The sequence below is a fragment of the Streptomyces sp. genome, assembly GCF_031181705.1.
Classification (GTDB): Bacteria; Actinomycetota; Actinomycetes; order Streptomycetales; family Streptomycetaceae; genus Streptomyces.
Genome location: NZ_JAPSKN010000002.1, coordinates 42,632 through 64,862, shown reverse-complemented (window position 1 = coordinate 64,862; position 22,231 = coordinate 42,632). Strand labels below are relative to the sequence as shown.

Here is a 22,231-nt window from a genome sequence, read left to right as displayed (position 1 = left end):
ACACCCTCACCTCCGGCCCCCGAACTCCCACGCGTGCACCTCGACCTCGGCGTACGCGCCCCGGGTCAGCACCGCAGCCGCCGCTACCGCATCCACGGCCCGCACCAGGGCCGCCGTACCCACCCACACGGCACCGTCGTCGGACAGCAGCGGCCCGTACGCGATCAGGTCGTCCCGCACGGCCACCGGGAAACGTCCCGCCGTCCGCGGCGAAGGTCGGGCCACGCGGCGATCAGCTCCGCCCCGTAGGCGTCCATGTAGGCCCAGTGCGCCTCTCCCAGCGCCACCCGCAACGGCAGGGAACCGGACCGGTCACGGTGGTAGCAGAAGAACTCCATGCCTCATCCAACCGCGACCGGCCGGGGTGGCGCGCGTCGCGATGAGTTCTGCCCCGCCCGGCGGTCTTAAGGTCGGATCCGGCAACCAGGAGGACTTCGATGCGCAGCGTGACCTATTCGATGAACGTCTCGCTCGACGGTTACATCGTCGGGCCCGACGGCGACTTCAACTGGTCGGAGCCCCTCCCGGACGTCTTCCGCTACTGGATCGACGACATCCGGCAGGTCGGCGTCCACGTGATGGGGCGGCGGCTGTACGAGACGATGCTGTACTGGGAGACCGCCGAGCAGGAGACCACCCTGGACGAGGCGGAGCTCGAATGGACCGCGCTCTGGAACCCGCTTCCCAAGGTGGTGTTCTCCACCACCCTGTCGGAGGTGCGCGGCGCTGCCCGGCTGGCCTCCGGCAGCCTGGCGGAGGAGATCGAGCGGCTGCGGGCCGAGCCGGGAGACGGCGAGATCGCTGTCGGCGGCGCGACACTCGCCGCCCAGGCGGCCGACCTGGGGCTGATCGACGAGTACCGGGCCATGGTCTACCCCGTCCTGGTCGGCGGCGGCATTCCCTTCTTCCCCCGTAGTGAGCGCCGGGTGGATCTCGAACTCGTCGAGACCCGCACGTTCAGCTCGCAGGTCGTCCTCCTCCGCCACCGCGTGACGCGTTAGGCGACCGTCCGGACAGCACCGGGGCGCGGGGGCCGGCTCCTGCTCCGGCCCCCGGCCTCCTACCGGCCCGGGCACTCCTTCCACGCCATGTGGTACACGGTGCTGATGTCCCCGTCCGTCGAGTCCATCGTCATGAAGCTGACCTTGTCGGCCGCCTGCGTACCGGCGTTGACCCGGATCTCGGTGTTGATGTTGAAGTTGCGCTGGACGCCGCAGGGCGCGTAGACGAGCTGGGCCCAGTCCGTCTCGTCGGTGGCCTGCCAGTTGTCGTTGTACGGGCCGCTGAAGGGGTGGCTCCGGTGCGCCGTGCTCGGGGAGCCCTGGAAGTAGTACGAGGCCCGCTGGGTGGCGCTCGCTCCGCGCTGCAGTGAGGCGAAGCCCCGGTAGTCGGCGCTGGCGATGGCGTACGTGAAGCCCTGGGGGACGTGCACGATCAGGCTGAGCTGGCAGTTCTTGCGGAACGCGGTGGGGTCGGAGTTCCCGCCCGCCTGTGCGAGGTAGTCGCTGTAGGTCACCGTGAAGGCGGTGTTGTCCTCGGAGACGGCGACCGCCGCCGTGCCCTGGGGACAGCCGGAGCCGTTCACGGTGGCGACCTTGATGACGATCTTGTCCGGGGGCGGGTCGACGAACCCGGAGGACGGGGATTGCGCGGGAAGTGCGCTGGTGAGCAGCGCGGCGATCGCGCCGCTCAGGAGCAGGCCACCGGCCATGGTTCTCCCATCCGTGCGTGGGGGGTGGATCCAACAGGGGCTTGTGCGCGTACGTCGACATGAGCATGTCAACGCCACAATCCATCCGCCCCGGCCCGTGTGTGTCCATTCCGTGGAGGAGCCGTGAAGGCCGGGGGCGGTCGCATCGTACGCAGGGCGGCAGGGGGCGGCCAGGTCGGTCTCCGGCCATTCACAGGGCGGCATTTCACAGCCGTTCCGCATCGGCCGAGGTGGGGCGGGGCCCGTCGCGCGTCCGCCCCCGCCCCGTGGGCGCGGCCGTGCCGCCGGGCGCATAAGGTGCGTTACCGATGCGTCGACCGAGGCCCCCCGAGGACGCGATGAGGATCACCCACCACCCCGGACCCCGCCGCCCCCTCAGCCGCGGGCGCGGCCCGTCACGGGTTCTCCCAGGCCGCCGGTTCGGCCGCGAGCCGCTCCACCGGCTCGGGCAGCGCCCCCGCCGCCAGGTCCGCGATCGTCACGCCCTCCAGGATCCTGCGCACATTGGCGCGCAGCGCGATCCACAGCGGCAGCAGCGGCTCGGCGGTCCCGGTGTAGGCGAGACCGGTCGGCCGCTCGCCGCGCACCGACACGATCGGGCCGTCCACGGCCCGGATCACGTCCGCGACGGTGATCCGGTCCGCCTCCCGGGCCAGCCGGTAGCCGCCGCCCCCGCCGCGGCGGCTGTCGACGACACCGCCGCGCCGCAGATCGCCGAGGATCCCCTCCAGGAACTTGTGGGGGATGTCCTGCGCGGTGGCGACGGCCTCCGCCTTGACCGGCCCCTGGCCCTGCCGGACGGCCAGTTCCACGACCGCTCTCACCGCGTAGTCCGCACGTGCCGAGATCCTCATAGGACCATTGTCGCGGTCACCCTGTAGACATTGAGCACGCACACCACGCACACCACGCACCCGGCATGACGCACCACGCAAGGCATGGCACAACAGGAGGCGCTCCCTTGGAGCTCAGCAGGCGTACCTTCCACGCTCTCGCCGGCACGGCGGCGCTCGGCTTCGCGCTGACCGGCAGCGGGTCGCCGACCTCCGCCAACCCGGCACGGACCGCCCCGACGGGCCCGCCGCCCCCGGTGCCGCGCGCGGACGGCCGGCGGCACGAGGTGGGCTTCGACCGGTACTCCCTGCTGATCGACGGCCGCCGCCTGGTTTTGTGGTCGGGCGAGATGCACCCCTTCCGGCTGCCGAGCCCGTCGCTGTGGCGGGACGTGCTGGAGAAGATGCGCGCCCACGGCTACAACGCGGTCAGCGTGTACGTCGCCTGGAACTACCACTCCCCCGCGCCCGGCCGTTACGACTTCACCGGGGTGCGCGACCTGGACCTGTTCCTGCGCACGGCCGCCGAGACGGGGCTGTACGTGATCGTGCGGCCCGGCCCGTACATCAACGCCGAGGTCGACGCCGGCGGTTTCCCCGGCTGGCTGACCGCCACCGACGGCACGGCCCGCACGTCCGACCCGGCGTACCTGCGCTACGTCGACGAGTGGCTGACCGCCGTCAACGCCGTCGTCGCCAAGCGCCTGTTCACCCGCGGCACGGGCACGGTGCTGCTCTACCAGATCGAGAACGAGTACGACGCGCACGTCGACGAGCCGGCCGGGCGCGCCTACATGGCGTACCTGTACGAGAAGGTCCGCGCCGACGGCATCGACGTGCCGCTGTTCCACAACGACAAGGGCAGGAACGGCCACTGGACGCCCGGGTCGTTCGGTACCGGCGGGGAGAAGGGGCGCTGGCTGTACGGGTTCGACGGCTACCCCGAGCCGGACGAGGTGCCGCCCGACTGGGGGCACTTCGGGCCCGGCGGCGCGAGGGGCGGGGCCACGGCCAGTGCGCGCACGCCCGGGTTCGTGCCCGAGTTCGGCGGGGGCTGGTTCGACCCGTGGGGCGGGTCCTGGTTCGGCGGCAAGGGCTACGCCGAGGCGCGCCGGACCCGGGACGCGGCCTACGAGCGGCGCTTCCACCTGACCAACCTCGCCAACGGCATCACGCTGCACAACGTCTACATGACCTACGGCGGGACCTCGTGGGGCTGGCTGCCCGCGCCGGTCGTGTACACGTCGTACGACTACGGGGCCGCCTTCGACGAGGCCCGCAACGCCACCCCGAAGCTCGCCCCGATGCACCAGATCGGGCAGTTGCTGCGCCACGTGCCCGACCTCGCCAAGCTGAACCCGGCGAAGCGGGTGCGCGCCACCGACGAGCGGATCAGGGTGTACCACCTGACCAACCCCGACACCGGCGCCCACGTCTACGTCCTGCGCAACGACACCGGCGAGGCCGTGTCCACGACGCTGCCGGACGCGGGGATCGACGTGCCGGTCACCGTGGGGGCCCGCGACGCCAAGCTTCTCGCGGCGGGGCTGCGGCTCGGCCGGCGCACGCTGGTGCACTCCACGGTGCAGCCCATGCTGAGCCTGACCGCCGGGCGGCAGGACATCGCCGTGTTCACCGGCCGGCGGGGAGAGATGGCGCAGGTCGTGCTGGAGTGCGCGGACGAGCCGACGCCCATGCGGCTGGACGCGGAGCCGGCCTGGGCGTACAACCTCGGCAAGCTGAACATCACGGCTCCGCTCGGCGCCGGCGGGCTGAGCCGGGTGCGGGTCGAGGGCGACGGCGTGGACACGCCGATGCTGGTGCTGTTCGCCGACGACGCGACCGCCCTGCGCCTGTGGCCCTACGAGACGCCGTCCGGCCCGCTCCTCGTCTACGGCCCGGCCCTGCTGCGCTCGGCCGAGCTGCGCGGGTCCACCGTCCACCTCACCGGCGACACCATCGGCGCGACCGGTCTGGAGGTGTGGGGGCCGCGCGGCATCACGCACGTGACGTGGAACGGGCGTGCGGTGCCCACGCGGATCAGCGCCTCCGGCAGCGTGCTGGCGCTGCGCCCGCTGCCCGGGGTGACCCGGCCGGCCCTGCCCGCCCTGGACGGCTGGCGGCGACGGACCGAGAACCCGGAGGCGGAGTTGGACTTCGACGACTCGGACTGGACGACGGCCGACAGGACGACGACCTTCAGCACCACGCCCGTGCCCGACGGGCAGCCCGTCCTCTTCGCCGACGACTACGGCTTCCACTACGGCGACGTCTGGTACCGGGGCACGTGGAGGGGCGCGGGCGGCGTCGAGTCGGTGTCCCTCGCCTACAGCACGGGCACCCAGGGCCTGCTGATGGCCTGGCTGGACGGGGAACCGCTGGGCACGCACCGCATGCCCGTGCCGGACCGGAGCCGGGCCCGGCAGGGGACGTGGACGGCGAAGGCCTCCTTCGGCCTGCCGGAGGAACTGCGGACGAGGCTCCGCGAGGAGCGGCCCGGGACGCGCCACGTGCTGTCCGTGCTCGTGCGGCCGATGCAGCACGACATGGACGGCAGGGCGCGCGACACGCACAAGGCCGCGCGCGGGCTGACCGCCGTCACCTTCGAGGGCGCCGCACCGGAGGTGACCTGGCGGATCCAGGGCGCCTCGGCGCCCGACCCGGTGCGCGGGCCGATGAACAACGGCGGGCTGTACGGGGAGCGCGAGGGCTGGCACCTGCCGGAGCACGACGACGGGGAGTGGAAGGAGACGGCCCTGCCGCGGGCCGAGCGGCGGCAGGGCGTCACCTGGTACCGCACGGGTTTCCGGCTGGACGTCGACCCGGGCGTGGACGCCTCGATCGGCCTCGTCCTCGACGACGACCCGGGCCGGGCCTACCGCGTGCAGATCTTCCTCAACGGCTGGAACCTCGGCCAGTACATCAACGACGTAGGACCCCAGCACACGTTCGTGCTGCCGAACGGGATCCTGCGCACCCGTGGTGCCAACACACTGGCGCTGGCGGTGCTGTCCGACGGGACCACACCCTCCGGACCGGGGCGGGTACGGCTGACCCTGCTGGGCGCCGCGGCCGGAGGGGTGCCGGTCAAGCCGGTGTGACCGGGCGCCGTCACGCCAGCCGGATCACGTTCCAGGACAGCGGCTCCAGGACGGTGGTCAGCGTGCCGTCCTGCAGGGTCGTGCCGTCGACGGTGTGCGGGGTGACCCGCTCGGGGTCGTCGAGGGTGTTGCGGGCGTCGGGGTCGGCGTCCGCGAGGGCGCTGTGCTCGACGACCGACGACAGGTCGAGCCCGTTCAGCGCGACCTCCAGGGGCAGTTCCCCGGTGCGGCTGCGGTTGACGGCGAAGACGGTGACCGTGCCGTCCTCGCCGCGCACGGCGGTGGCGTGCAGCAGGTCGGTATCACCGTACTTCCGCGTCTCGTACGTCGGGGAGTCCACGCGGACGTCGAGGACCCGGCCGCGGCCGTGCTTCGCGGCCTGCGCGAAGGGGAAGAACGTGGTCTGGCGCCAGGCCGGGCCGCCCGGCTCGGTCATGATCGGCGCGATGACGTTGACGAGCTGGGCGAGGCAGGCGACGGTGACCCGGTCGGCGTGCCGGAGCAGGGCGATGAGGAGCGAGCCGAAGACGACGGCGTCGGTGACGCTGTAGTTGTCCTCCAGCAGGCGCGGCGCCTCGGGCCAGTCGTGCTGCTCGAAGGTCTTGGCACGGGCCTCCCACTCGGGCAGGTACCAGACGTTCCACTCGTCGAAGGAGAGGTTGATCTTCTTCTTCGACTTGAGTCGCGCGCCCACGTGGTCGGCGGTCGCGACGACGTTGTCGATGAAGGACTCCATGTCGACGGCGGAGGCGAGGAAGGAGTCGAGGTCGCCGTCCTCGGGCCAGTAGTAGGCGTGCAGGGAGATGTAGTCGACGAGGTCGTACGTCTCCTTGAGGACCGTCGCCTCCCACTCGGCGAAGGTCGGCATGGACTGGCTGGAGGAGCCGCAGGCGACGAGTTCGACGCCGGGGTCCAGCTGGCGCATGGCCCGGGCCGTCTCGGCGGCGAGGCGGCCGTACTCCTCGGCCGTCTTGTGGCCCGTCTGCCAGGGGCCGTCCATCTCGTTGCCGAGGCACCACAGCCGGATGCCGAAGGGGTCCTTGTCGCCGTGCGAGACGCGCAGGTCGGACAGGGCGGTGCCCTCGGGGTGGTTGGCGTACTCCTGGAGCTCCAGGGCTTCGGCGACGCCGCGGGTGCCGAGGTTGACGGCCATCATCGGCTCGGCCTGGGGGCCGATCTTGCGCAGGAAGTCGATGTACTCGGACAGGCCGAAGCGGTTGGTCTCGGTGGAGTGCCAGGCCAGGTCGAGGCGGCGGGGGCGGTTCTCGGCGGGGCCGACCGAGTCCTCCCACCTGTAGCCGGAGACGAAGTTGCCGCCGGGGTAGCGGACGGCGGTCACGCCGAGTTCGCGGACGAGGGCGAGGACGTCCCTACGCAGCCCCTGGTCGTCGGCGGTGGGGTGGCCGGGTTCGAAGACGCCGGTGTAGACGCAGCGGCCGAGGTGTTCGACGAAGCTGCCGAAGAGGCGGGGGTTCACTTCGCCGACGGTGAAGGCGGGGTCGAGGGTGAAGCGGGCGGTGTGCATGGTCGCCTTTCGGAGGTCGGTTTCGTCTGCAGGTGGTGTGTGGCTGGTCGCGCAGTTCCCCGCGCCCCTGAGCGCGTCGTTCTACTGCCCGGCCAGTCCCGTGTGGGCCACGCCCGCCACGATCTGCCGCTGGAAGAAGACGAAGACGATGATCAGGGGCAGGCCCGCCATCAGGCCGCCGGCCATCAGCTGGGCCCACTGGATGCCGTAGGAGTTCATGACGGTCGCGATGCCGTTCGGCATGGTCATCAGGTCGGGGTTGTTGGTCACCATGTACGGCCAGAGGAAGTTGTTCCACGAGGCGATGAAGGTGAAGATGCCGACCGCGGCCAGGGAGGGGCGCGAGAGCGGCAGGACGATGGTGAAGAAGACCCGCCAGCGGCCGGCGCCGTCGATGAAGGCGGCCTCCTCCAGTTCGCGCGGGATGCCCTGGAAGAACTTGTAGAGGATGTAGACCATCGCGGCGGGCGCGCACTGCGGCAGGATCATGCCCCAGTAGGTGTCGACCATGCCCATCTGCTGGACGGTCGTGAACAGCGGGACGCCGAGCACCGCGGGCGAGATCATCAGGCCGGCCATCACCAGGCCCAGCAGGGCGTTCCTGCCGCGGAACTCGGTGCGTGCGAAGCCGTATCCGGCCAGGGCGCTGACCAGGAGCACGACCGCGGTGACGCAGACCGAGACGACCACGGAGTTCACGAACCAGTTGGTGAGGGTGCCGGCCTCGAACAGGGCCTGCCAGGCCTGGCCCGTGAAGTCCTCGGGGAGCCAGTGCGGGGGGACCTCGACGGCCTCGGTCTCCGACTTCAGGGAGGTGAACAGGGCCCAGGCGAAGGGGGCCAGGAAGACGATCGAGACGGCCGTTCCGAGGAAGGTCAGGACGATCTGGGCGGGGCTCCACGCCTTGGTGGTCATCGGGCGCTCTCCTCACGGTTGCGCAGCAGCCACATCCGGGCGAGGGCGACGGCCGCGATGATCACGAAGAAGATGACGGAGATCGCGGAGGCGTAGCCCACGCGGTAACTGGTGAAGCCCTCCTCGAGGGTGAACTGGACGAAGGTCCGGGTCGACTCCTCGGGGCCGGGGCCGAAGTCCTGCATCACCACGGCCTGGTCGAAGACCTGGAGCGAGGCGAGGATCTGCAGGGCGATGACGAGGCCGGTGATGTTGCGCAGCATCGGCAGGGTGATGTGGACCATGCGGTGCCAGGCGTTCGCGCCGTCCAGCCTGGCCGCTTCGTAGAGGTGGCCGGGGATGCCCTGGAGTGCGGCGAGGTAGAGCAGGAAGCTGAAGCCGACGGTCCACCACAGGGTCATGACGACGATGGCGAGCATCGCGTACGACTTGTCGGTCAGCCACGGGGTCTGAAGGCCCAGGACGTGGTTGACCATGCCGGTGCCGGGGTTGAACAGCCACTGCCACAGGTTGCCCGCGACGGTGGACGGCAGCAGGAACGGGGCGAAGAAGCACAGCCGCCACAGCCACTTCCCGCGCTCGATGTGGTGGGCGAGCATCGCGAGGAGGAAGGCGAGGACGGTGATGCAGGGCACGACCAGGGCCGTGAAGTAGGCGCTGTGGCCGAGGGAGTCCCACATCAGGGGGTCCCGCAGGGCCTCGCGGTAGTTGTCGAGGCCGACGAAACCCGCGCCCTCGCCCGTGATGTTGGCGTCCGTGAAGCTGAGGTAGACGCCCCGCAGGAGCGGCCAGATCACGAACAGGGCGAACAGGGCAAGGAAGGGGGCGACGAACCAGCCGCCGTGCTGGAAGCCCTGCCCCCGGCGGAGGGTGGCGCCCGCGGCGGCGGTGCGGGCGCGGGCGGGTGCGGCGAGGGTCTGGGCGCTGGTCGCCATCACGCGGCCGCACCTCCTTCGGCGGCGGTCCTGCCGTCCATGGGGTTCCTGGTGGCGAGCAGTGCGGTGAGCGCGCTCCTCATGCGGCGGGCGGCGGTCTCCGGCGCGGCGGAACCCGTCGTGGAGGAGACCACGATCGGGCCGACGCGCTGGGCGAGGATGCCGGTGGATCCCGCGAACCACACCTTGGGCTCGTTGGCCTGGTGGTCCATGGCGGAGACGTACTCGCTCTGCGGGTTCAGCTTCCGGTAGGCGGGCGTGGACAGGGTGGGGGTGTACGCGGGGATGTGACCGCCGGCCGCCCACTGCCGGGCGTGCCGGACGACGTAGGCGGCGAGCCGGTGGGCGGCCTCGTTCGGGGCGCCGCCGCGGCCGGACTGGTGCGGCAGGACGAAGGCGTGGGACTCGGCGTGGGTGGCCGGCCTGCCGAAGACGGGCGGCAGCGGGGTCGCGCCGTAGTCGAGCTTCGCCCCCGAGAAGACCGGCACCGACCAGTTGCCCTCCCAGACGAAGGGCGAGCCGTTGAGGAACTGCTCGGCGCCGGCGCCGCCCCCGAAGCCCGGGTCGGCGTATCCGTCGGTGACGTGCCGGCGCAGGAACTCCAGGACCTGGACGGCCTTGCCGGTGTCGAAGGTGACCTCGGTGTTGGCGGCGTCGAACCAGGTGCCGCCGAGCTGGGTGTAGAAGGCGACGAAGAACCACCACTGGAAGTTCTGGTCGTTGTGCCAGAAGCCGATGGTCTGCAGCCCTTTCCTGGTGGCCTTCCTTGCCTCCTTGAGGACGCCGAACCACTCGTCGGTGGAGGTGACCGGCACGATCCGGCCGTCGGCGCCGAGCAGGCCCGCCTTCTTCAGCACGTCCTTGCGGTAGAAGCAGAGCTGGACGTGGATGTCGAGCGGGAGGGCGTAGAGCCTGCCGTCGACGACGGCCCGTTTCCACAGGTCGGGGTTGAAGTCCCGTTCCCGCACGCCGTATCCGGCGAGCAGGTCGGCGTCCCAGGGGTCGAGGAGGCGGCCGGGGGCGAAGCCGGTCACGCGGCCCAGGTGCATGACGCCCAGCTCGGGGGCGCGGTTGCCCGCGGCTGCCATGGCGAGTTTGGTGTAGAAGGGGTTGCCCCACTGGAGGGTGGAGTCCTTCACCGCGATGTCCGGGTTGGCCCGGCGGAAGGCGTCCAGCATCGCGATCATGTTGGCGCCGTCGCCGCCGCTGAAGAGGTTCCAGTACCGCACGCGCGTGTTCGCGTCGGAGGCGAGTGCGTCGGCTCCGGTGCCGAGTGCGGCGAAGCCGAAGCTGCTCGCGACGGAGAGTCCGCCGAGCCCGCCGAGTAGCTGCCTGCGATTCAGGCCAGGTCGTCCCATGCCCTGCCCTTACGATCGATGTCCACGGTCTGTTCGGTATTTCGAAAGTTGCTCGCTACTTCGAACGGGACCGTAAGTTCGCAGCGCCCCCGCGTCAATGGTCCGGTCGCACATTGGACCCGACTTCGCGGGCACGAACGGTCGTTCTCCGTTGCACATCGGACGCCGGATGGCATGACGCGCGCACTTTCGGGCGCGTAGTCTCGGACGGGCTGCCGAAGCCGCCGGGCGGTGGTGAGAAGGGGGAGCGATGGACATGGCGGGCGCGCGGACGATGGCCGCCCGGGTCAGCGCCGCGCTCGGGCGCTCGCGCCGTGGCGCGGCCATGCGCGGCCTGGCCGCCGACCTCACCGCCGCGGTCCGCGCGAGACCCCAGGCACCCGGCGACGTACGGTCGTTGTGCCGGGCGCTGTGCGAGGAGATGAGCGCGCGGCGCGACGGGCGGCCCGTGGAACTGCGCTTCGAGCGCTTCCCGGACGAGATCGAAGTGACCGGCCTGTGGGTGGAGTTCCAGGACTTCGACCTGGTCATCGTGGAGGAACGGGCCGAGGCGGTACAGCAGTTGGTCATCCTCGGACATGAGCTGTGGCACCTGCACGCGGGGCACGGGCATCACCACGGGGCGGGTGCGGCGGCGGCCCACGCGTTCGCCGGCCGGCCGGGGTGGGACGACATCGCGCTGGCGGTGGCCGCCCGCGACGGCTCCCGTGAGCGGGACGAGGCCGACGCCGACGCCTTCGGGCACCGGCTGGCGGCCGGGTGCCGGGCGCTGCTGCCGGGTGAGCGCGGACCCGACGTGCCCCTCGAACCCGTGCAGCGGTCGCTGTACTACCGGGGGCCGCGAGGAGGTGCGGCACCGTGAGCACGATGGCGCTGACCCCGGTCGAGTTCGTCAACCAGTTCTATCCGAACTTCTGGTGGATCCCCGCGGGGGTCCTGGCCGCCGCCCTGGCCATCAAGCTGCCGAGCATCATCCGGCTCTGGCAGGACCCGATGCTGCGCGCCGTCGGCGGGCTGCTGCTGCTCGCCTGCGCGGTGTTCGTCTTCGTGGCGCCGTCGACGATCGCCCGGGTCAACCGGCTCACCGGGGTGGCGAACTTCTCCGGACCCTGGGTCTACTCGCTGCTCACCGCGTTCTGCGCCTTCTGCCTGCTGCTGATCATCGCCTGGCGCAACGGCCTGTCCGACCGTTCGGCGCGCACCCGGCGCGCGATGCGCGGGGTGGTGGCGGTCTACTCGGGTGTGATCGTCGCGATGTGGGTGCTGTTCGCGCTCGCGGACGTGCCGGAGGAGCGGCTGCGGGATCTCGACACGTACTACGCGAACACCCCGTACATGCGCGAAGTGATCGTGCTCTACCTGCTCGCGCACACCGTGGCGGCACTGGTCACCAACGGGCTGATCTGGAACTGGGTCCGCACGGACGGGCTGGACTCGCTGTTGCGCTGGGGGCTGAAGTTCCTCGGCGTCGGCTACGCGGCGCAGTTGCTCTTCGACGTCGCCAAGATCAGCGCCGTGGTGGCCCGTTGGTCCGGGCGGAACGTGGACTGGCTGAGCACCGCCGTCGCCCCGCCGCTCGCCTGCCTGTCCGCCGTGCTCATCGCGATCGGCTTCATCCTCCCGCACGCCGGGCAGTACCTGCACGGCCGCTGGCACGTCCGGCTCGCCCACCACGAACTGCGGCCGCTCTACCTGCTGATGAGGACCGTCAACGGCGACGGGGTGCCGTTCCTGCTGCGGGCCACGCCGGAGCTGCGGCTGGTCCGCCGGGAGACGTTCATCCGCGACGTGCTGCTGCCGCTCGCCCGGCACATCGACGAGGACCGGCGCGAGCGGTTCCACGACGCCGCCCGCGCCCTCGGCCATCCGCCCGACCGGGCGAAGGTGCTCGCCGCCACCGCGGCGATCCTGGACGCGGCCGAGGCCCGGAACCAGGCCCGGGAGGACGACGGCACCGGCGCCCGCGACACCACGGAGCTGCTGCGCGAGATCGACGCCGTGTCCCGGGCCCTGCGCCGCACGGAGGACCTCCGGGCGATCCGCGCCCTGGCGCGCGACCACACGGAGGGCAGGTCGCTCACCGGCTGACCCGTCCCCCGGGGGCCGTCCCGGCCGGACGCGCGTCGCGTGCCCGGCCGGATGCGCGGACGAGGTCCGCACGCGGGCCCGTACGCGGGGCCCGTACGCGGGGCCCGTACGCGGGGCCCGTACGCGGGGCCCGTACGCGGGGGCTGCGTGCACGGTGCGTGAAGGTACGGTGAGAGCCGTCCGGGACGAGGCCCGCATGGCTCGAAAGCCGGTGCCGGCGGACGCTGTTGTGCGCTGCACGGCCGTGGCCGGACGTCGGGGAATGCCCGCGGGGCGAAGGAGCCGTCATGGCTGAGTGCGAGGAGTCGCATGTCGCGTAGAGCTGTCGTCATCGGTGCGGGGCTGGCCGGCATGCTGGCCGCGGCGGCGCTGTCCGCCGTCGCGGACGAGGTGGTCGTGCTCGACCGCGACGAGCTGCCCGAGGGGCCGGAGCACCGCAAGGGCCTGCCGCAGGGGCGTCACGCGCATCTCCTCATGGCCGGCGGACTCGCCCCCATGGAGGACCTGGTGCCGGGCGTGAGCATGCGCAAGCACCTGCTCGCCGCCGGTGCGCACGAGATACCGCTCGGCTCGGGCATGGTCGCCCTCACGCCCGAGGGCTGGTTGAGGCGCTGGCGCCACCCCGGCCCGCGGATGCTGACCTGCACCCGGGCCCTGCTCGACTGGGCGGTGCGGGGCGCCGTGCTGGACAGCACCGGGGTGGTGATCCGCAAGGCCCGGGTGCTGGAGCTGACGGGGTCGCGGCAGCGGGTGACCGGGGTCCGCCTCTCGGCCGAGGCCGGGGAGGAGGAACTCGCCGCCGACTTCGTGGTCGACGCGAGCGGACGCGGCTCGCGGATCGTGACCTGGCTGGCCGGGCTGGGCGTCGACGACGTGCGCGAGAAGACGGTGGACGCCGGCCTGGTCAACGCCACCCGTCTCTACCGCACTCCCGAGGGCGCCGGGCGCTTCCCGCTGACCATGGTGCAGGCCGATCCGTACCAGGGGCGGCCCGGCCGCAGCGGCATGGTGCTGCCGATCGAGGGCGACCGCTGGATGGTCAGCCTCGCCGGCACCCGGGGCGGCGGCGAACCGCCGTCCGACCCGGACGCGTTCCTGCGGTACACCCTGGACCTGCCCGACCCCATCGTGGGCCGGCTGATCTCCGGCGCGGAGCCGCTCACCGAGGTCCATGTCAGCCGCAGTACCAGCAACCACCGGCGGTACCTGGAGAAGACGCGCTCCTGGCCCGAGCGCCTCGTCGTCCTCGGTGACGCGCTGGCCACGTTCAACCCCGCCTACGGACAGGGCATGTCGGTGGCCGCGCTGGGCGCCCGGGAGCTGGACCGCGAGCTGCGGGGGTCCGGCCTCGACGCGCCCGGGCTCGCCCGGCGTGTGCAACGGCGGGCGGCGCGGTCGGTCCAGGCCGCGTGGACGATGGCGGTGAGCCAGGACGTCTGGTACCCCGGGACGCGCGGGGGCTCCCCCGGGGTCGCCGACCGTCTGGTCACGGCCTACACCCGCCGCATGATCCGCACGGCGACCGGCTCGTACCCGGCGGCGTCCGCGCTCTGGGACGTGATGAGCATGACGACGGGGCCGACGCGGCTGCTGCGGCCCTCGACGGTGCTGGCGACGCTGAGCGGGCCGCCGTTGCCGGCGGCGGTGGGGGCGCCGCTGACGGCGGACGAGCGGGCGGTCCTGCGACGGCTGGACCGGACGGGAGGCTGAGGCAGGGGCGGTCCGGTCCGCGCTCCCGGCCGCCCCGCCCCTCGTCAGCCGGCGAACGCGGGCTGCGCCACTCCCTTGCCCGCCCCGGGCACCACGAACAGCGATCCCGCCAGGGCGGGCGGCTCGGTCAGCCCCGTGCGGGCCGTGGTGACGTACAGGTCGGTCAGTCCGTCCCCGCCGAACGCGCAGGCCGTCACCAGGGGCACCGGCAGCTCGATCACCCGGTCCAGCCGGCCGTCGGGCGTGTACCGCCGCACCGCCGCGCCCTCCCACAGGGCCACCCACACGCACCCGTCGGCGTCCACGGTCAGCCCGTCGGGGAAACCGGCGCCCTGCTCGATCTCGGCGAGGGTGCGCCGGCCGGACACCCGCCCGTCGGCGTGGTCGAAGACCTCGACGCGCCGGGTGGGGGTGTCGATGTAGTACATGAGCCGCCCGTCGGGGCTCCACCCGGTGCCGTTGCTGACGGTCACGTCGTCGAGCACGACCTCGGCCGATCCGTCCCCCGTGACGCGGGACAGCGTCCCGCCTCCCGGCGCCTCGTCGTAGCGCATGGTGCCGGCCCACAGCGCGCCGTCGGGGGCGACCGCGGCGTCGTTGGCGCGGCGGCCCGGCACGGGCTCGCGGTGCAGCCAGCGGAAGCCGCCGTCGGGGTCGAGGAGCCCGACCCCGTCGCGCAGGTTGAGCACCAGACCGCCGCCGGCGCGCGGCTTGACGGCGCCCACGTGCTGTTCGGTACGGCGTGTGGTCCGCCGCCCGGTGGCCGGGTCGTAGGTGTGCAGGCGCGAGCCGAGGATGTCGATCCACAGCAGCCGGCCGGCCGCCGCGTCCCAGGTCGGGCCTTCGCCGAGCTCGGCCTCGGCGCGCACGGCGACCTCGTACGGCGTCGTCATGCCAGGCTCCGGTGACCGAGGTGCTCGGACAGCTCGGCGGCGCCCTTCGCGGCGAGCTGCTCCAGCTCGGCCCGGCGCTCCTCGCTCCAGCGGATCATGGGCACGGAGATCGACAGGGCGGCGACGACCTGCCCGGTGCGGTCGCGCACCGGAGCGGCCACGCAGCTGACGTCCGGGTTGGACTCGCGGCTCTCCACGGCCAGGCCCCGTTCACGGATCTCGGCCAGGGCCTCGCGCAGGGCGGCCGGGTCGGTGATGCTGTTGGGGGTCATCGCGACCAGCTCGGCGCCGTCGGGGATCCGCGCGGCGAGTTCGTGCTCGGGAAGGGAGGCCAGCAGCATCTTGCCGACGGAGGTGCAGTGCGCGGGGAGCCGGCGGCCGGCGGCGGACACCATCCGCACGGCGTGCGTGGAGTCGACCTTGGCGATGTAGATGACGTCCGTGTCCTCCAGGATCGCCACGTGCACGGTCTCGTCGCAGGTCTCGGCGACGGACCGGGCGACCTGCTGGCCCTCGGCTGCGAGGTCGAGCTGCTCGGCGTAGCGGGCACCGAGCTGGTACGGGCGCACGCCGAGCCGGTAGCGTCCCGGCTGGCCGGGCACCGGGACGATGTACTTCCGGGCGGCGAGCGTGGTCACCAGCTCGTGCACGGTGGTGCGCGGCAGCTGCAGCCTGCGCACGATGTCGGGGGCGGAGAGCGTCCCGTCCCCGTCGAGAAAGAGCTCGAGAATGTCGAGAGCCCGGGTCACGGCTGGTACGAGTCGTCCCACGACCGGCCCCCTCCCTAGTGTGTTCTCAGCGCCCGCGTTCGAGATTTCAACAGGCGATCGGCATGACGAACACAGGCTAGCCACAGAGGTTTGCCCGGGCAATGGGCAGACCCGCAGCGGGCGGAAACCGGCGAGCACCCCACGAGCACGTTGCGTGCACATTAAAGTGCCGATGTGCGGCACGTCACAGGTGCCGCAGAGGTGGGGGATTCTTCTGTGCGTGACATGACCATGGGATCGAACGTGTCCCTTTCGGCCCTGAGCGAGCACGTCGGCTCCGCGATCGTGAGCCTGGGCTGGTCCAGCCCGACCGGGGAGGGCGACGCCGACGTGTCCGTCCTGCTGCTGGACGGCAACGGCAAGGTGCGCAGCGACGCCGACTTCTACTTCTACAACAACCCGGTGGCCGCCGACGGCAGCGTGCAGCTGCTCGGCAAGGAGCCCACCGGCGCCGGCAGCGAGGACCGGATCAGCTTCGACCTGACCGCGGTCCCGACCGAGGTGGAGCGGATCGTCGTGGCCGCCAGCCGCTACGAGGGCGCGCGCTTCGGCGAACTGCACGACGTGCGCGTGACGCTGGCCGACGCGGTGGGCGAGAACCTCCTCCGGTTCGTCATCGAGGACCCCGGCCAGGTGAGCGCCATCATCTTCGGTGAGCTGTACCGGCGGGGCGAGGAATGGAAGTTCCGGGCGGTCGGACAGGGCTACGAGAGCGGCCTGGCGGGACTGGCGACGGACTTCGGCGTCGACATCGAGGACGACGAGGCGGAATCGGCGACGCCGGTCGCGGAGGAACCCGCCGCGGCCCCCGCCTCCGGCGCCCCGCCGCGGGCGACGCTGGAGGCCGTCCCGGCACCGCGTCCGCCGGCCGACGAGCAGGCCGCCCCGAAGAAGCGGACGGCCCGGCCCCGGACCGCGAAGAAGAAGGTCACCCCGCCCGGGGCGCCCGTCAAGAGCCTGGCGGAGAACGACTCCTGGAAGCAGGCCCGGCTCTTTCCGGTCTCGGCGCTCAAGAGCGACCGGGACCGGGAGACGCGCGCCACCTCGGTGCTGTTGTCCGTGATGGCCCAGGTGCCCCGGTTCGGCCGGCGCATCACCGCCCCGTTCGGCGCGCCGTCCGGCCGGATGGAGACCTTCACCGAGGTCTCCCTGCCGCACGGGGACACCCCCCGGCGCCCCGACGGGGTCATCCGCGTCGAGCGCGCCGGGAAGCTGTGGACGGCGCTCGTCGAGACCAAGACCAACGGCAACCCGCTGAAGTCCGACCAGGTGCAGGCCTACATGGACATCGCCGCCCGGCGGGGCTACGAGGCCGTGATCACCCTGTCGAACGACGTGGCGCTGGAGGGCAGCCCGCTGGTCGACGTCAAGATCGACCGGCGGCGCAAGCACCAGGTGGCGCTGTGGCACCTGTCCTGGGCCGAGGTGGCCCACCAGGCGCAGATGCTGATCCGCCACGAGGGCGTCGGCAACGCGGCACGCACCTGGCTCCTCCAGGACCTGCTCCACTACCTCCAGCACGACAACTCCGGCTGCCACGGCTTCCAGAACATGGGCGCGGCCTGGGTGCCGGTGCGCAACGGCATCAGCGACGAGACCCTCTGCCAGGGGGACCCGCGGGCCCTGGAGGTCGTCGAGAGCTGGGAGCGGCTCATCCGCCAGGTGTGCCTGCGGCTCGGCGGCGAACTCGGGCAGAAGGTGCTGCCCGCCCAGCGCACCAGGCGCGGCACCGACCCCGGGGCCCGCCGCGCCCGCCTGGCGGACCAGTTGTGCGAGGAGGGCAGGCTCCAGGCGGAGCTGCGGGTCGAGGGCGCGCCCGGCCTGCTCGGCGTCACCGCGGACCTGCGCACCGCCAAGCTGCGGACGTCCGTGGACATCCCGGCTCCGGAGCAGGGCTATCCCCTGACCTGGGCCAAGCGTCTCATCCGCCGTCTCGCCGACGCTCCGGCGGATCTGCACGTCGAGACGCTGGTGGAGGGCGGGACGGGCGGTCCGCGGGGCACGTTGGAGCGGCTGCGCCCGGAACCGGCCGATCTGCTCCCGAAGGACGGCACCACGCGCATCACCGGCTTCCGCCTGTCGCTGTTCAAGGGCATGGGCAGCGGCCGGGGCAGCGCGGAGTCCGGCTTCATCCGCAGTGTCGACGACGCCGTGCACCGCTTCTACACGTCGGTGGTGGTCCACCTGGACGCTCCGGTGTCCGGGCGGGCCGCGGCGAAGGAACGCGCCACGGTGTGACGGTGCGGCGGCGGTGGGCTCCCGCCGAGTGCACCGGCCCGCCTCACCGCCGCCCCCGCACCACCCCCAGCTCCCCCCGCAGCCGCTGCGCCCGCAGGACCAGTTCCAGTTCGAAGCGGCGGTCCGGGTCGTCTATCTCGTCGCCCCACAGTTCGCGGATCTGGCGCAGGCGGTAGCGGACCGTCTGGGGGTGGACGCCCAGGCGGGTGGCGACCTCGGGGGCGCCGCCGCGGGTTTCCAGCCAGGCCAGGAGGGTTTCGGCGAGGCGGCGGCCGTGGGTGGGGCCGCAGTGGGTCAGGGGGGCCAGACAGCGCAGGGCCAGGTCGTCGATCAGTTCCTCGGGCTGGAGGAGGACCAGCGCCTCGGTGTGCTCGGTGCAGTGCAGGACCTCACCGGCGGGCAGGAGGTCGCGCTCCATGAGGCGGACCGCCGCCTCCGCCCAGCGCAGCGACTTCGCCGCGTCGGCCAGCGGGACGGGCGGGCCGATCGCGCCGGACCAGCCGGTCAGGGCGCGGTGCAGCAGCTCGTGGCGGCCGGCCGCGTCCGGCTCGGGGACGACCATGCGGGGCTGTTCGTACTCCATGTCGAGCAGGACGCCCTGGCCGACGGCCGGCGCCATCGCCTCGCGCGCCGGGCGCAGCAGGACGCCGACGGCGACCTTCTCCGGCAGCGGCCAGCCGATGCGGGCGGCGCGTTCGGTGAAGGCCTCGGTGGGGTCGCCGCGGTGGTGCTCGGCCAGCAGGAGTTCCAACAGGCGGCGTTGCAGGCGCAGGCGTTCGCCGGCCTGGCGGGCCGCGGCCTCGGCGTAGCCGCGCACGGACTGGTCGACCAGGCCGTCCAGGTACTCGTAGCCCGCGTCGACGAGTTCGTACATCGCCGGGGGCGGGATCTCCACGCGCTGGCCGATGTCGGCGAAGCGGCGCCAGGCCAGGCGTACGCCCATGCGGTAGATGGCCTGGAGGGAGTCGAGGGAGCGGCCGTTGAGGCCCTCGCCGCGGCCGAAGTCCTGGAAGACGCCGGGCGGGACGGTCGGGCGCCCCTCCGAGTTCTCCAGGTGCTGCACGAAGACCTCGATGGCGCGGCGGATGCCGACCAGGGCCATCGGCTCGCCGGAGTCGTCGAGGACCACGGGCAGGTGCGGGTACTCGCGCTGGATCTCGCGGAGGATCTCCTCGGCGAGCTCGGGGGCCTCGGCCATGGCGATGGCGGCGAACCGGCGCACCTGGAAGCGCGGTACGTCGTGCCAGGCCGAGCGGGTGGTGACGGTTCCGGTGCGGGCGGCCGTCATCCGTCAACTCCCCTGACCGGCCTGCTCGTAGGTGATCAGGGGCGTGTTCGGCTGGTCGGGTGTGGCTTCGAGCAGCGCGACCACGCCCAGCGCGGCCCCCACGGCGAGGGCGGCGGCGAGCGCTACGGTCAGCGCGGCAGCGAGCAGTCTGGACATCGCAGGGTCAGCCTCTCTGTCCGGATTCGTCCGGAGATGGTCCGGAGGTTGCCCCACCTCGGCACCCCGTCCCTGCCTGTCGCGCCCAGTCTCGACAAGCATTGACACCCCGTCAAGAGCCGCCTACGGTTCCCGGCCCGGCCGCACGCGCGCATTCCGCCGCCGCGCCGGTCCTCTCGTACGTCGAGCCGTCCCAAGCCACTGGAGTGCCCGGATGCGCCGTACAACCTCTCCCTTTTCCCTGGTCCTGCTGGGTCTCGGTACGTTCCTGCTGGTACTGGCGCCCCTGCTCGCCTGGTACGTGCAGCCGCGGGCCGCGGTGAACCCGATCGACATCGACACGACCGCCGTCTACACCGGCCGGGGCAGCGTCTTCGACACCGACCGGATCGAGACGGTGCCCGACCGCAGGATCACCGTCACCCAGCGGGTGCGGGGCGACGTCGAGGACAGCGAGCGCAGCGGCAACGCCGTCTGGGACGTGACCACCACGGTCGACACCGACAAGTCGCTGCCGGCGGCCGATCCGCACGACGCGCTGGACTTCGTGCCGCACCGCTGGGTGATGGACCGGCGCACCACCCGGCCGGTGCACTGCTGCGGCGAGAAGCCCCACATCGAGGGCGAGGCGTACCTGAAGTTCCCCTTCGACGTGCAGAAGCGCTCCTACCAGTGGTGGGACAACACCCTCGGCGACACGGTCGTACTGCGCTACCGGGGCACCGAGAAGGTCCAGGGCTACACCGGCTACAAGTTCACCGGTTCGGTGCCGCCGACCCGGACGGGCACGCGGATGGTGCCCGGCACCCTCGTCGACCAGCCGGACAGGCCCCAGGTGCTGGCCGAGGAGTGGTACGCCAACCACGGCTTCGTGCTGGTCGTCGACCAGGCCACGGGCCGGGTGCTGTACGCGCAGACCGGGCCGAGGCGGACCCTGCGGGCGCCGGGCGCGAAGAAGGACACGGCGGTGCTGCTGGACAGCGAGAAGGTCGCCTTCACGACCGCGACGCAGCGGGAGGCGGTGCGGCAGGCGAAGAACGACAGCGGCCGGCTCCGGCTCGTCGGGACGACCCTGCCGGTCGGCGCGGGGATCGCCGGAGTGGTGCTCGCCGTGGCGGGCGGCGTTCTGGTGGCCCGTGGGCGGAAGGAGCCGGAGGAGCCCACTCCGTCCGATAAGCCGGGTACGCCCCAGCCGACCCTCACGATGTGATGTGACGTCAGCTCTAACAAAGCCGGAAATTGTCACGTCGGTGAGTAGCCGTGGAGAAGGTCCGGGCGAAAACTGTCCAACCCCACCCGAGCACACCCCGTCCACACTCCCCTCCCAGGAAGAGCTCAGGCCCCCCACAGGCCGACCCCTCCCTCCCGACGACCCCACCCCCACGTTCTCCCCACCGGGTTCCGCACCCCGAGACGAGTTGGAGCACCCATGCCCCAGCACGTACCGTCCACGCTGCGCACCGCGTCCCCCGACGCGCCGCAGCACCTTCCGGCGCTTCCCCCACATCCGCGCCGGATCGTGTTCCTCGCCCATCGTGATCTGGACAATCCCTCCGCCGGCGGCTCCGAGCTGCTGGTCGACAGACTCGCCGACGGGCTGACCCGGCTGGGTCACCAGGTGACCCTGCTGTGCGGCGGCCCCGCGTCCTTCCGTGACTACCGGGTCGTGTCGGCGGGCGGCCCGTACGGGCACTACCTGCGCGCCCGGTCCGCCTTCGCCCGCCAGGTCGGCGACTGCGATCTGCTGGTCGAGGTGTGCAACGGCATGCCGTACCTGGCGCCGCTGTGGCACCGGGGACCGACCCTGTGCCTGGTCAACCACGTCCACACGGACCTGTGGAAGATGCGCTTCGGCGGCCCGCTGGCCCCGGCGGCGCGGATCGGCCGGAGACTCGAACACTGGGCGCTGACCGGCGCGCAGCAGCGCAACCTGCTGGTCGCCGTGTCGTCCTCGACCGCCCACGCCCTGCGCGCGATCGGCGTCGAGCGGGAGCGGATCCGGGTCGTGCACAACGGTGTCGAGGAGCCGGGGCCGCGCGCCGAGCGCTCGCCCGAGCCGCTGTTCGTCGCCGTCGGGCGGCTCGTCGAGTACAAGCGCATCGATCTGCTGCTGCGGTTGTGGGAGCGGGTGCGGCCGGTGACCGGCGGGCGGCTGGTGATCGTCGGGGACGGGCCGGAGCGCGAGCGGCTGGAGCGGCTGGCCGGGCCCGGGGTGGAGTTCACCGGGTACGTCTCGGAAGCCGAGAAGCACCGGCTGCTGTGTGCGGCCTGGATGTTGCTGCACCCTTCCGCGGTGGAGGGGTGGGGGCTGGTCGTGACGGAGGCGGCGGCCCGGGAGACACCGAGCGTGGCCTTCGACGTGCCCGGGCTCAAGGACTCCGTGGTCGACGGTGAGACCGGGGTCCTCGCGCGCGGTGAGTCCTCGTTCGCCGCTGCCTGGTGCGCGCTGGCGCTGTCGGCGGAGCGGCGCGAGCTGATGGGCAAGGCGGCCCGGGAGCGGGCGGCGCAGTTCCGGTGGGACCGGACCGTGCGGCAGTTCCGGGTGGTGGCCGCGGAGGCGGTGAGGGGCTGGGGGCCGTGACCTCGCCCCTGCGCCGTGCGGGTGACGCCGTGTCGCGGGTGCGGCTCGCGCGTGGCTGGTCGCGTCCACGTGGCGGAGCCGCAGCTGTCCCCGCCCCGCGCCCCTCGGGAACGACCCCGTGGAAGGACC

The 22,231-nt window shown here is 72.4% G+C and carries 18 protein-coding genes and 1 pseudogene; 8 read left to right on the top strand and 11 right to left on the bottom strand.

The window, feature by feature from the left end; genetic code table 11:
• Nucleotides 1-6: 6 nt before the first annotated feature.
• Nucleotides 7-338: pseudogene (locus RIN80_RS00935) on the bottom strand (YciI family protein).
• A gap of 99 nt (nucleotides 339-437) precedes the next feature.
• Between RIN80_RS00935 and RIN80_RS00930 the strand changes: the two are divergent.
• Nucleotides 438-1,001, top strand: a complete 564-nt coding sequence (locus RIN80_RS00930; protein ID WP_309093500.1) for a dihydrofolate reductase family protein — start codon at nucleotides 438-440, stop codon at nucleotides 999-1,001.
• A 59-nt stretch (nucleotides 1,002-1,060) separates the two neighbouring features.
• On the opposite strand, the gene RIN80_RS00925 is transcribed toward RIN80_RS00930, so the two are convergent.
• Both RIN80_RS00925 and RIN80_RS00920 read right to left on the bottom strand, forming a co-directional pair.
• Nucleotides 1,061-1,711, bottom strand: a complete 651-nt coding sequence (locus RIN80_RS00925; protein WP_309093499.1) for a DUF4360 domain-containing protein — start codon at nucleotides 1,709-1,711, stop codon at nucleotides 1,061-1,063.
• Between the two features lie 395 nt (nucleotides 1,712-2,106).
• Nucleotides 2,107-2,565, bottom strand: coding sequence for an Rrf2 family transcriptional regulator (locus RIN80_RS00920; RefSeq protein ID WP_309093498.1), 459 nt, complete (start codon nucleotides 2,563-2,565; stop codon nucleotides 2,107-2,109).
• Between the two features lie 107 nt (nucleotides 2,566-2,672).
• On the opposite strand from RIN80_RS00920, the gene RIN80_RS00915 reads away from it, so the two are divergent.
• The gene (locus RIN80_RS00915) at nucleotides 2,673-5,645 is read left to right on the top strand and encodes a beta-galactosidase (RefSeq protein ID WP_309093497.1); all 2,973 of its coding nucleotides are present in this window, start codon (nucleotides 2,673-2,675) and stop codon (nucleotides 5,643-5,645) included.
• A 10-nt stretch (nucleotides 5,646-5,655) separates the two neighbouring features.
• On the opposite strand, the gene RIN80_RS00910 is transcribed toward RIN80_RS00915, so the two are convergent.
• The 4 genes from RIN80_RS00910 to RIN80_RS00895 form a co-directional block, all read right to left on the bottom strand.
• Nucleotides 5,656-7,170: an alpha-N-arabinofuranosidase gene (locus RIN80_RS00910; protein WP_309093496.1), complete on the bottom strand. Its 1,515-nt coding sequence runs from the start codon at nucleotides 7,168-7,170 to the stop codon at nucleotides 5,656-5,658.
• Between the two features lie 81 nt (nucleotides 7,171-7,251).
• Complete coding sequence (locus RIN80_RS00905) at nucleotides 7,252-8,085, bottom strand: carbohydrate ABC transporter permease (RefSeq protein WP_309093495.1); 834 nt, start codon at nucleotides 8,083-8,085, stop codon at nucleotides 7,252-7,254.
• On the bottom strand, nucleotides 8,082-9,020 hold the full coding sequence (locus RIN80_RS00900) for a sugar ABC transporter permease (protein WP_309093494.1): 939 nt from the start codon (nucleotides 9,018-9,020) through the stop codon (nucleotides 8,082-8,084). The genes RIN80_RS00905 and RIN80_RS00900 overlap by 4 nt, the downstream gene beginning before the upstream one ends.
• Nucleotides 9,020-10,378: an extracellular solute-binding protein gene (locus RIN80_RS00895; RefSeq protein ID WP_309093493.1), complete on the bottom strand. Its 1,359-nt coding sequence runs from the start codon at nucleotides 10,376-10,378 to the stop codon at nucleotides 9,020-9,022. The genes RIN80_RS00900 and RIN80_RS00895 overlap by 1 nt, the downstream gene beginning before the upstream one ends.
• Nucleotides 10,379-10,628: 250 nt before the next feature.
• Here RIN80_RS00895 and RIN80_RS00890 point away from each other — a divergent pair, with 250 nt between their 5' ends.
• The 3 genes from RIN80_RS00890 to RIN80_RS00880 all read left to right on the top strand — a co-directional run bounded on the left by RIN80_RS00890 (nucleotide 10,629) and on the right by RIN80_RS00880 (nucleotide 14,176).
• Entirely contained in the window at nucleotides 10,629-11,240 is a 612-nt protein-coding gene (locus RIN80_RS00890) for a toxin-antitoxin system, toxin component family protein (RefSeq protein ID WP_309093492.1), read from the top strand.
• Between the two features lie 5 nt (nucleotides 11,241-11,245).
• Nucleotides 11,246-12,466, top strand: a complete 1,221-nt coding sequence (locus tag RIN80_RS00885) for an MAB_1171c family putative transporter (protein WP_309093541.1) — start codon at nucleotides 11,246-11,248, stop codon at nucleotides 12,464-12,466.
• Nucleotides 12,467-12,775: 309 nt separating this feature from the next.
• Complete coding sequence (locus RIN80_RS00880) at nucleotides 12,776-14,176, top strand: FAD-dependent monooxygenase (RefSeq protein WP_309093491.1); 1,401 nt, start codon at nucleotides 12,776-12,778, stop codon at nucleotides 14,174-14,176.
• A 44-nt stretch (nucleotides 14,177-14,220) separates the two neighbouring features.
• On the opposite strand, the gene RIN80_RS00875 is transcribed toward RIN80_RS00880, so the two are convergent.
• Both RIN80_RS00875 and RIN80_RS00870 read right to left on the bottom strand, forming a co-directional pair.
• Nucleotides 14,221-15,069 (bottom strand): SMP-30/gluconolactonase/LRE family protein, encoded by an 849-nt coding sequence (locus RIN80_RS00875; protein WP_309093490.1) that lies wholly within the window; start codon nucleotides 15,067-15,069, stop codon nucleotides 14,221-14,223.
• Nucleotides 15,066-15,839 carry an IclR family transcriptional regulator gene (locus tag RIN80_RS00870; protein ID WP_309093489.1) on the bottom strand — a complete coding sequence of 258 codons (774 nt, stop codon included), beginning with the start codon at nucleotides 15,837-15,839 and terminating at the stop codon, nucleotides 15,066-15,068. The genes RIN80_RS00875 and RIN80_RS00870 overlap by 4 nt, the downstream gene beginning before the upstream one ends.
• Nucleotides 15,840-16,064: 225 nt before the next feature.
• On the opposite strand from RIN80_RS00870, the gene RIN80_RS00865 reads away from it, so the two are divergent.
• On the top strand, nucleotides 16,065-18,077 hold the full coding sequence (locus RIN80_RS00865) for a TerD family protein (RefSeq protein ID WP_309093488.1): 2,013 nt from the start codon (nucleotides 16,065-16,067) through the stop codon (nucleotides 18,075-18,077).
• Between the two features lie 43 nt (nucleotides 18,078-18,120).
• On the opposite strand, the gene RIN80_RS00860 is transcribed toward RIN80_RS00865, so the two are convergent.
• Both RIN80_RS00860 and RIN80_RS00855 read right to left on the bottom strand, forming a co-directional pair.
• A complete protein-coding gene (locus RIN80_RS00860; RefSeq protein WP_309093487.1) occupies nucleotides 18,121-19,365 on the bottom strand; it encodes a helix-turn-helix domain-containing protein in 1,245 nt (414 codons plus the stop codon).
• Nucleotides 19,366-19,368: 3 nt separating this feature from the next.
• A complete protein-coding gene (locus RIN80_RS00855) occupies nucleotides 19,369-19,521 on the bottom strand; it encodes a hypothetical protein (RefSeq protein ID WP_010042314.1) in 153 nt (50 codons plus the stop codon).
• Between the two features lie 214 nt (nucleotides 19,522-19,735).
• Between RIN80_RS00855 and RIN80_RS00850 the strand changes: the two genes are divergently transcribed.
• Both RIN80_RS00850 and RIN80_RS00845 read left to right on the top strand, forming a co-directional pair.
• Nucleotides 19,736-20,731 (top strand): DUF3068 domain-containing protein, encoded by a 996-nt coding sequence (locus RIN80_RS00850; protein ID WP_309093486.1) that lies wholly within the window; start codon nucleotides 19,736-19,738, stop codon nucleotides 20,729-20,731.
• 219 nt (nucleotides 20,732-20,950) lie between these two features.
• The gene (locus RIN80_RS00845; protein ID WP_309093485.1) at nucleotides 20,951-22,102 is read left to right on the top strand and encodes a glycosyltransferase family 4 protein; all 1,152 of its coding nucleotides are present in this window, start codon (nucleotides 20,951-20,953) and stop codon (nucleotides 22,100-22,102) included.
• Nucleotides 22,103-22,231: the final 129 nt, after the last annotated feature.

Excerpts from the sequence above, each read along its gene's own strand:
- RIN80_RS00930 (WP_309093500.1), top strand. The coding sequence starts at position 438 with ATGCGCAGCGTGACCTATTCGATGAACGTCTCGCTCGACGGTTACATC.
- RIN80_RS00925 (WP_309093499.1), bottom strand. The coding sequence starts at position 1,711 with ATGGCCGGTGGCCTGCTCCTGAGCGGCGCGATCGCCGCGCTGCTCACC.
- RIN80_RS00920 (WP_309093498.1), bottom strand. The coding sequence starts at position 2,565 with ATGAGGATCTCGGCACGTGCGGACTACGCGGTGAGAGCGGTCGTGGAA.
- RIN80_RS00910 (WP_309093496.1), bottom strand. The coding sequence starts at position 7,170 with ATGCACACCGCCCGCTTCACCCTCGACCCCGCCTTCACCGTCGGCGAA.
- RIN80_RS00905 (WP_309093495.1), bottom strand. The coding sequence starts at position 8,085 with ATGACCACCAAGGCGTGGAGCCCCGCCCAGATCGTCCTGACCTTCCTC.
- RIN80_RS00900 (WP_309093494.1), bottom strand. The coding sequence starts at position 9,020 with ATGGCGACCAGCGCCCAGACCCTCGCCGCACCCGCCCGCGCCCGCACC.
- RIN80_RS00895 (WP_309093493.1), bottom strand. The coding sequence starts at position 10,378 with ATGGGACGACCTGGCCTGAATCGCAGGCAGCTACTCGGCGGGCTCGGC.
- RIN80_RS00890 (WP_309093492.1), top strand. The coding sequence starts at position 10,629 with ATGGACATGGCGGGCGCGCGGACGATGGCCGCCCGGGTCAGCGCCGCG.
- RIN80_RS00885 (WP_309093541.1), top strand. The coding sequence starts at position 11,246 with ATGGCGCTGACCCCGGTCGAGTTCGTCAACCAGTTCTATCCGAACTTC.
- RIN80_RS00880 (WP_309093491.1), top strand. The coding sequence starts at position 12,776 with ATGTCGCGTAGAGCTGTCGTCATCGGTGCGGGGCTGGCCGGCATGCTG.
- RIN80_RS00875 (WP_309093490.1), bottom strand. The coding sequence starts at position 15,069 with ATGACGACGCCGTACGAGGTCGCCGTGCGCGCCGAGGCCGAGCTCGGC.
- RIN80_RS00865 (WP_309093488.1), top strand. The coding sequence starts at position 16,065 with ATGACCATGGGATCGAACGTGTCCCTTTCGGCCCTGAGCGAGCACGTC.
- RIN80_RS00860 (WP_309093487.1), bottom strand. The coding sequence starts at position 19,365 with ATGACGGCCGCCCGCACCGGAACCGTCACCACCCGCTCGGCCTGGCAC.
- RIN80_RS00855 (WP_010042314.1), bottom strand. The coding sequence starts at position 19,521 with ATGTCCAGACTGCTCGCTGCCGCGCTGACCGTAGCGCTCGCCGCCGCC.
- RIN80_RS00850 (WP_309093486.1), top strand. The coding sequence starts at position 19,736 with ATGCGCCGTACAACCTCTCCCTTTTCCCTGGTCCTGCTGGGTCTCGGT.
- RIN80_RS00845 (WP_309093485.1), top strand. The coding sequence starts at position 20,951 with ATGCCCCAGCACGTACCGTCCACGCTGCGCACCGCGTCCCCCGACGCG.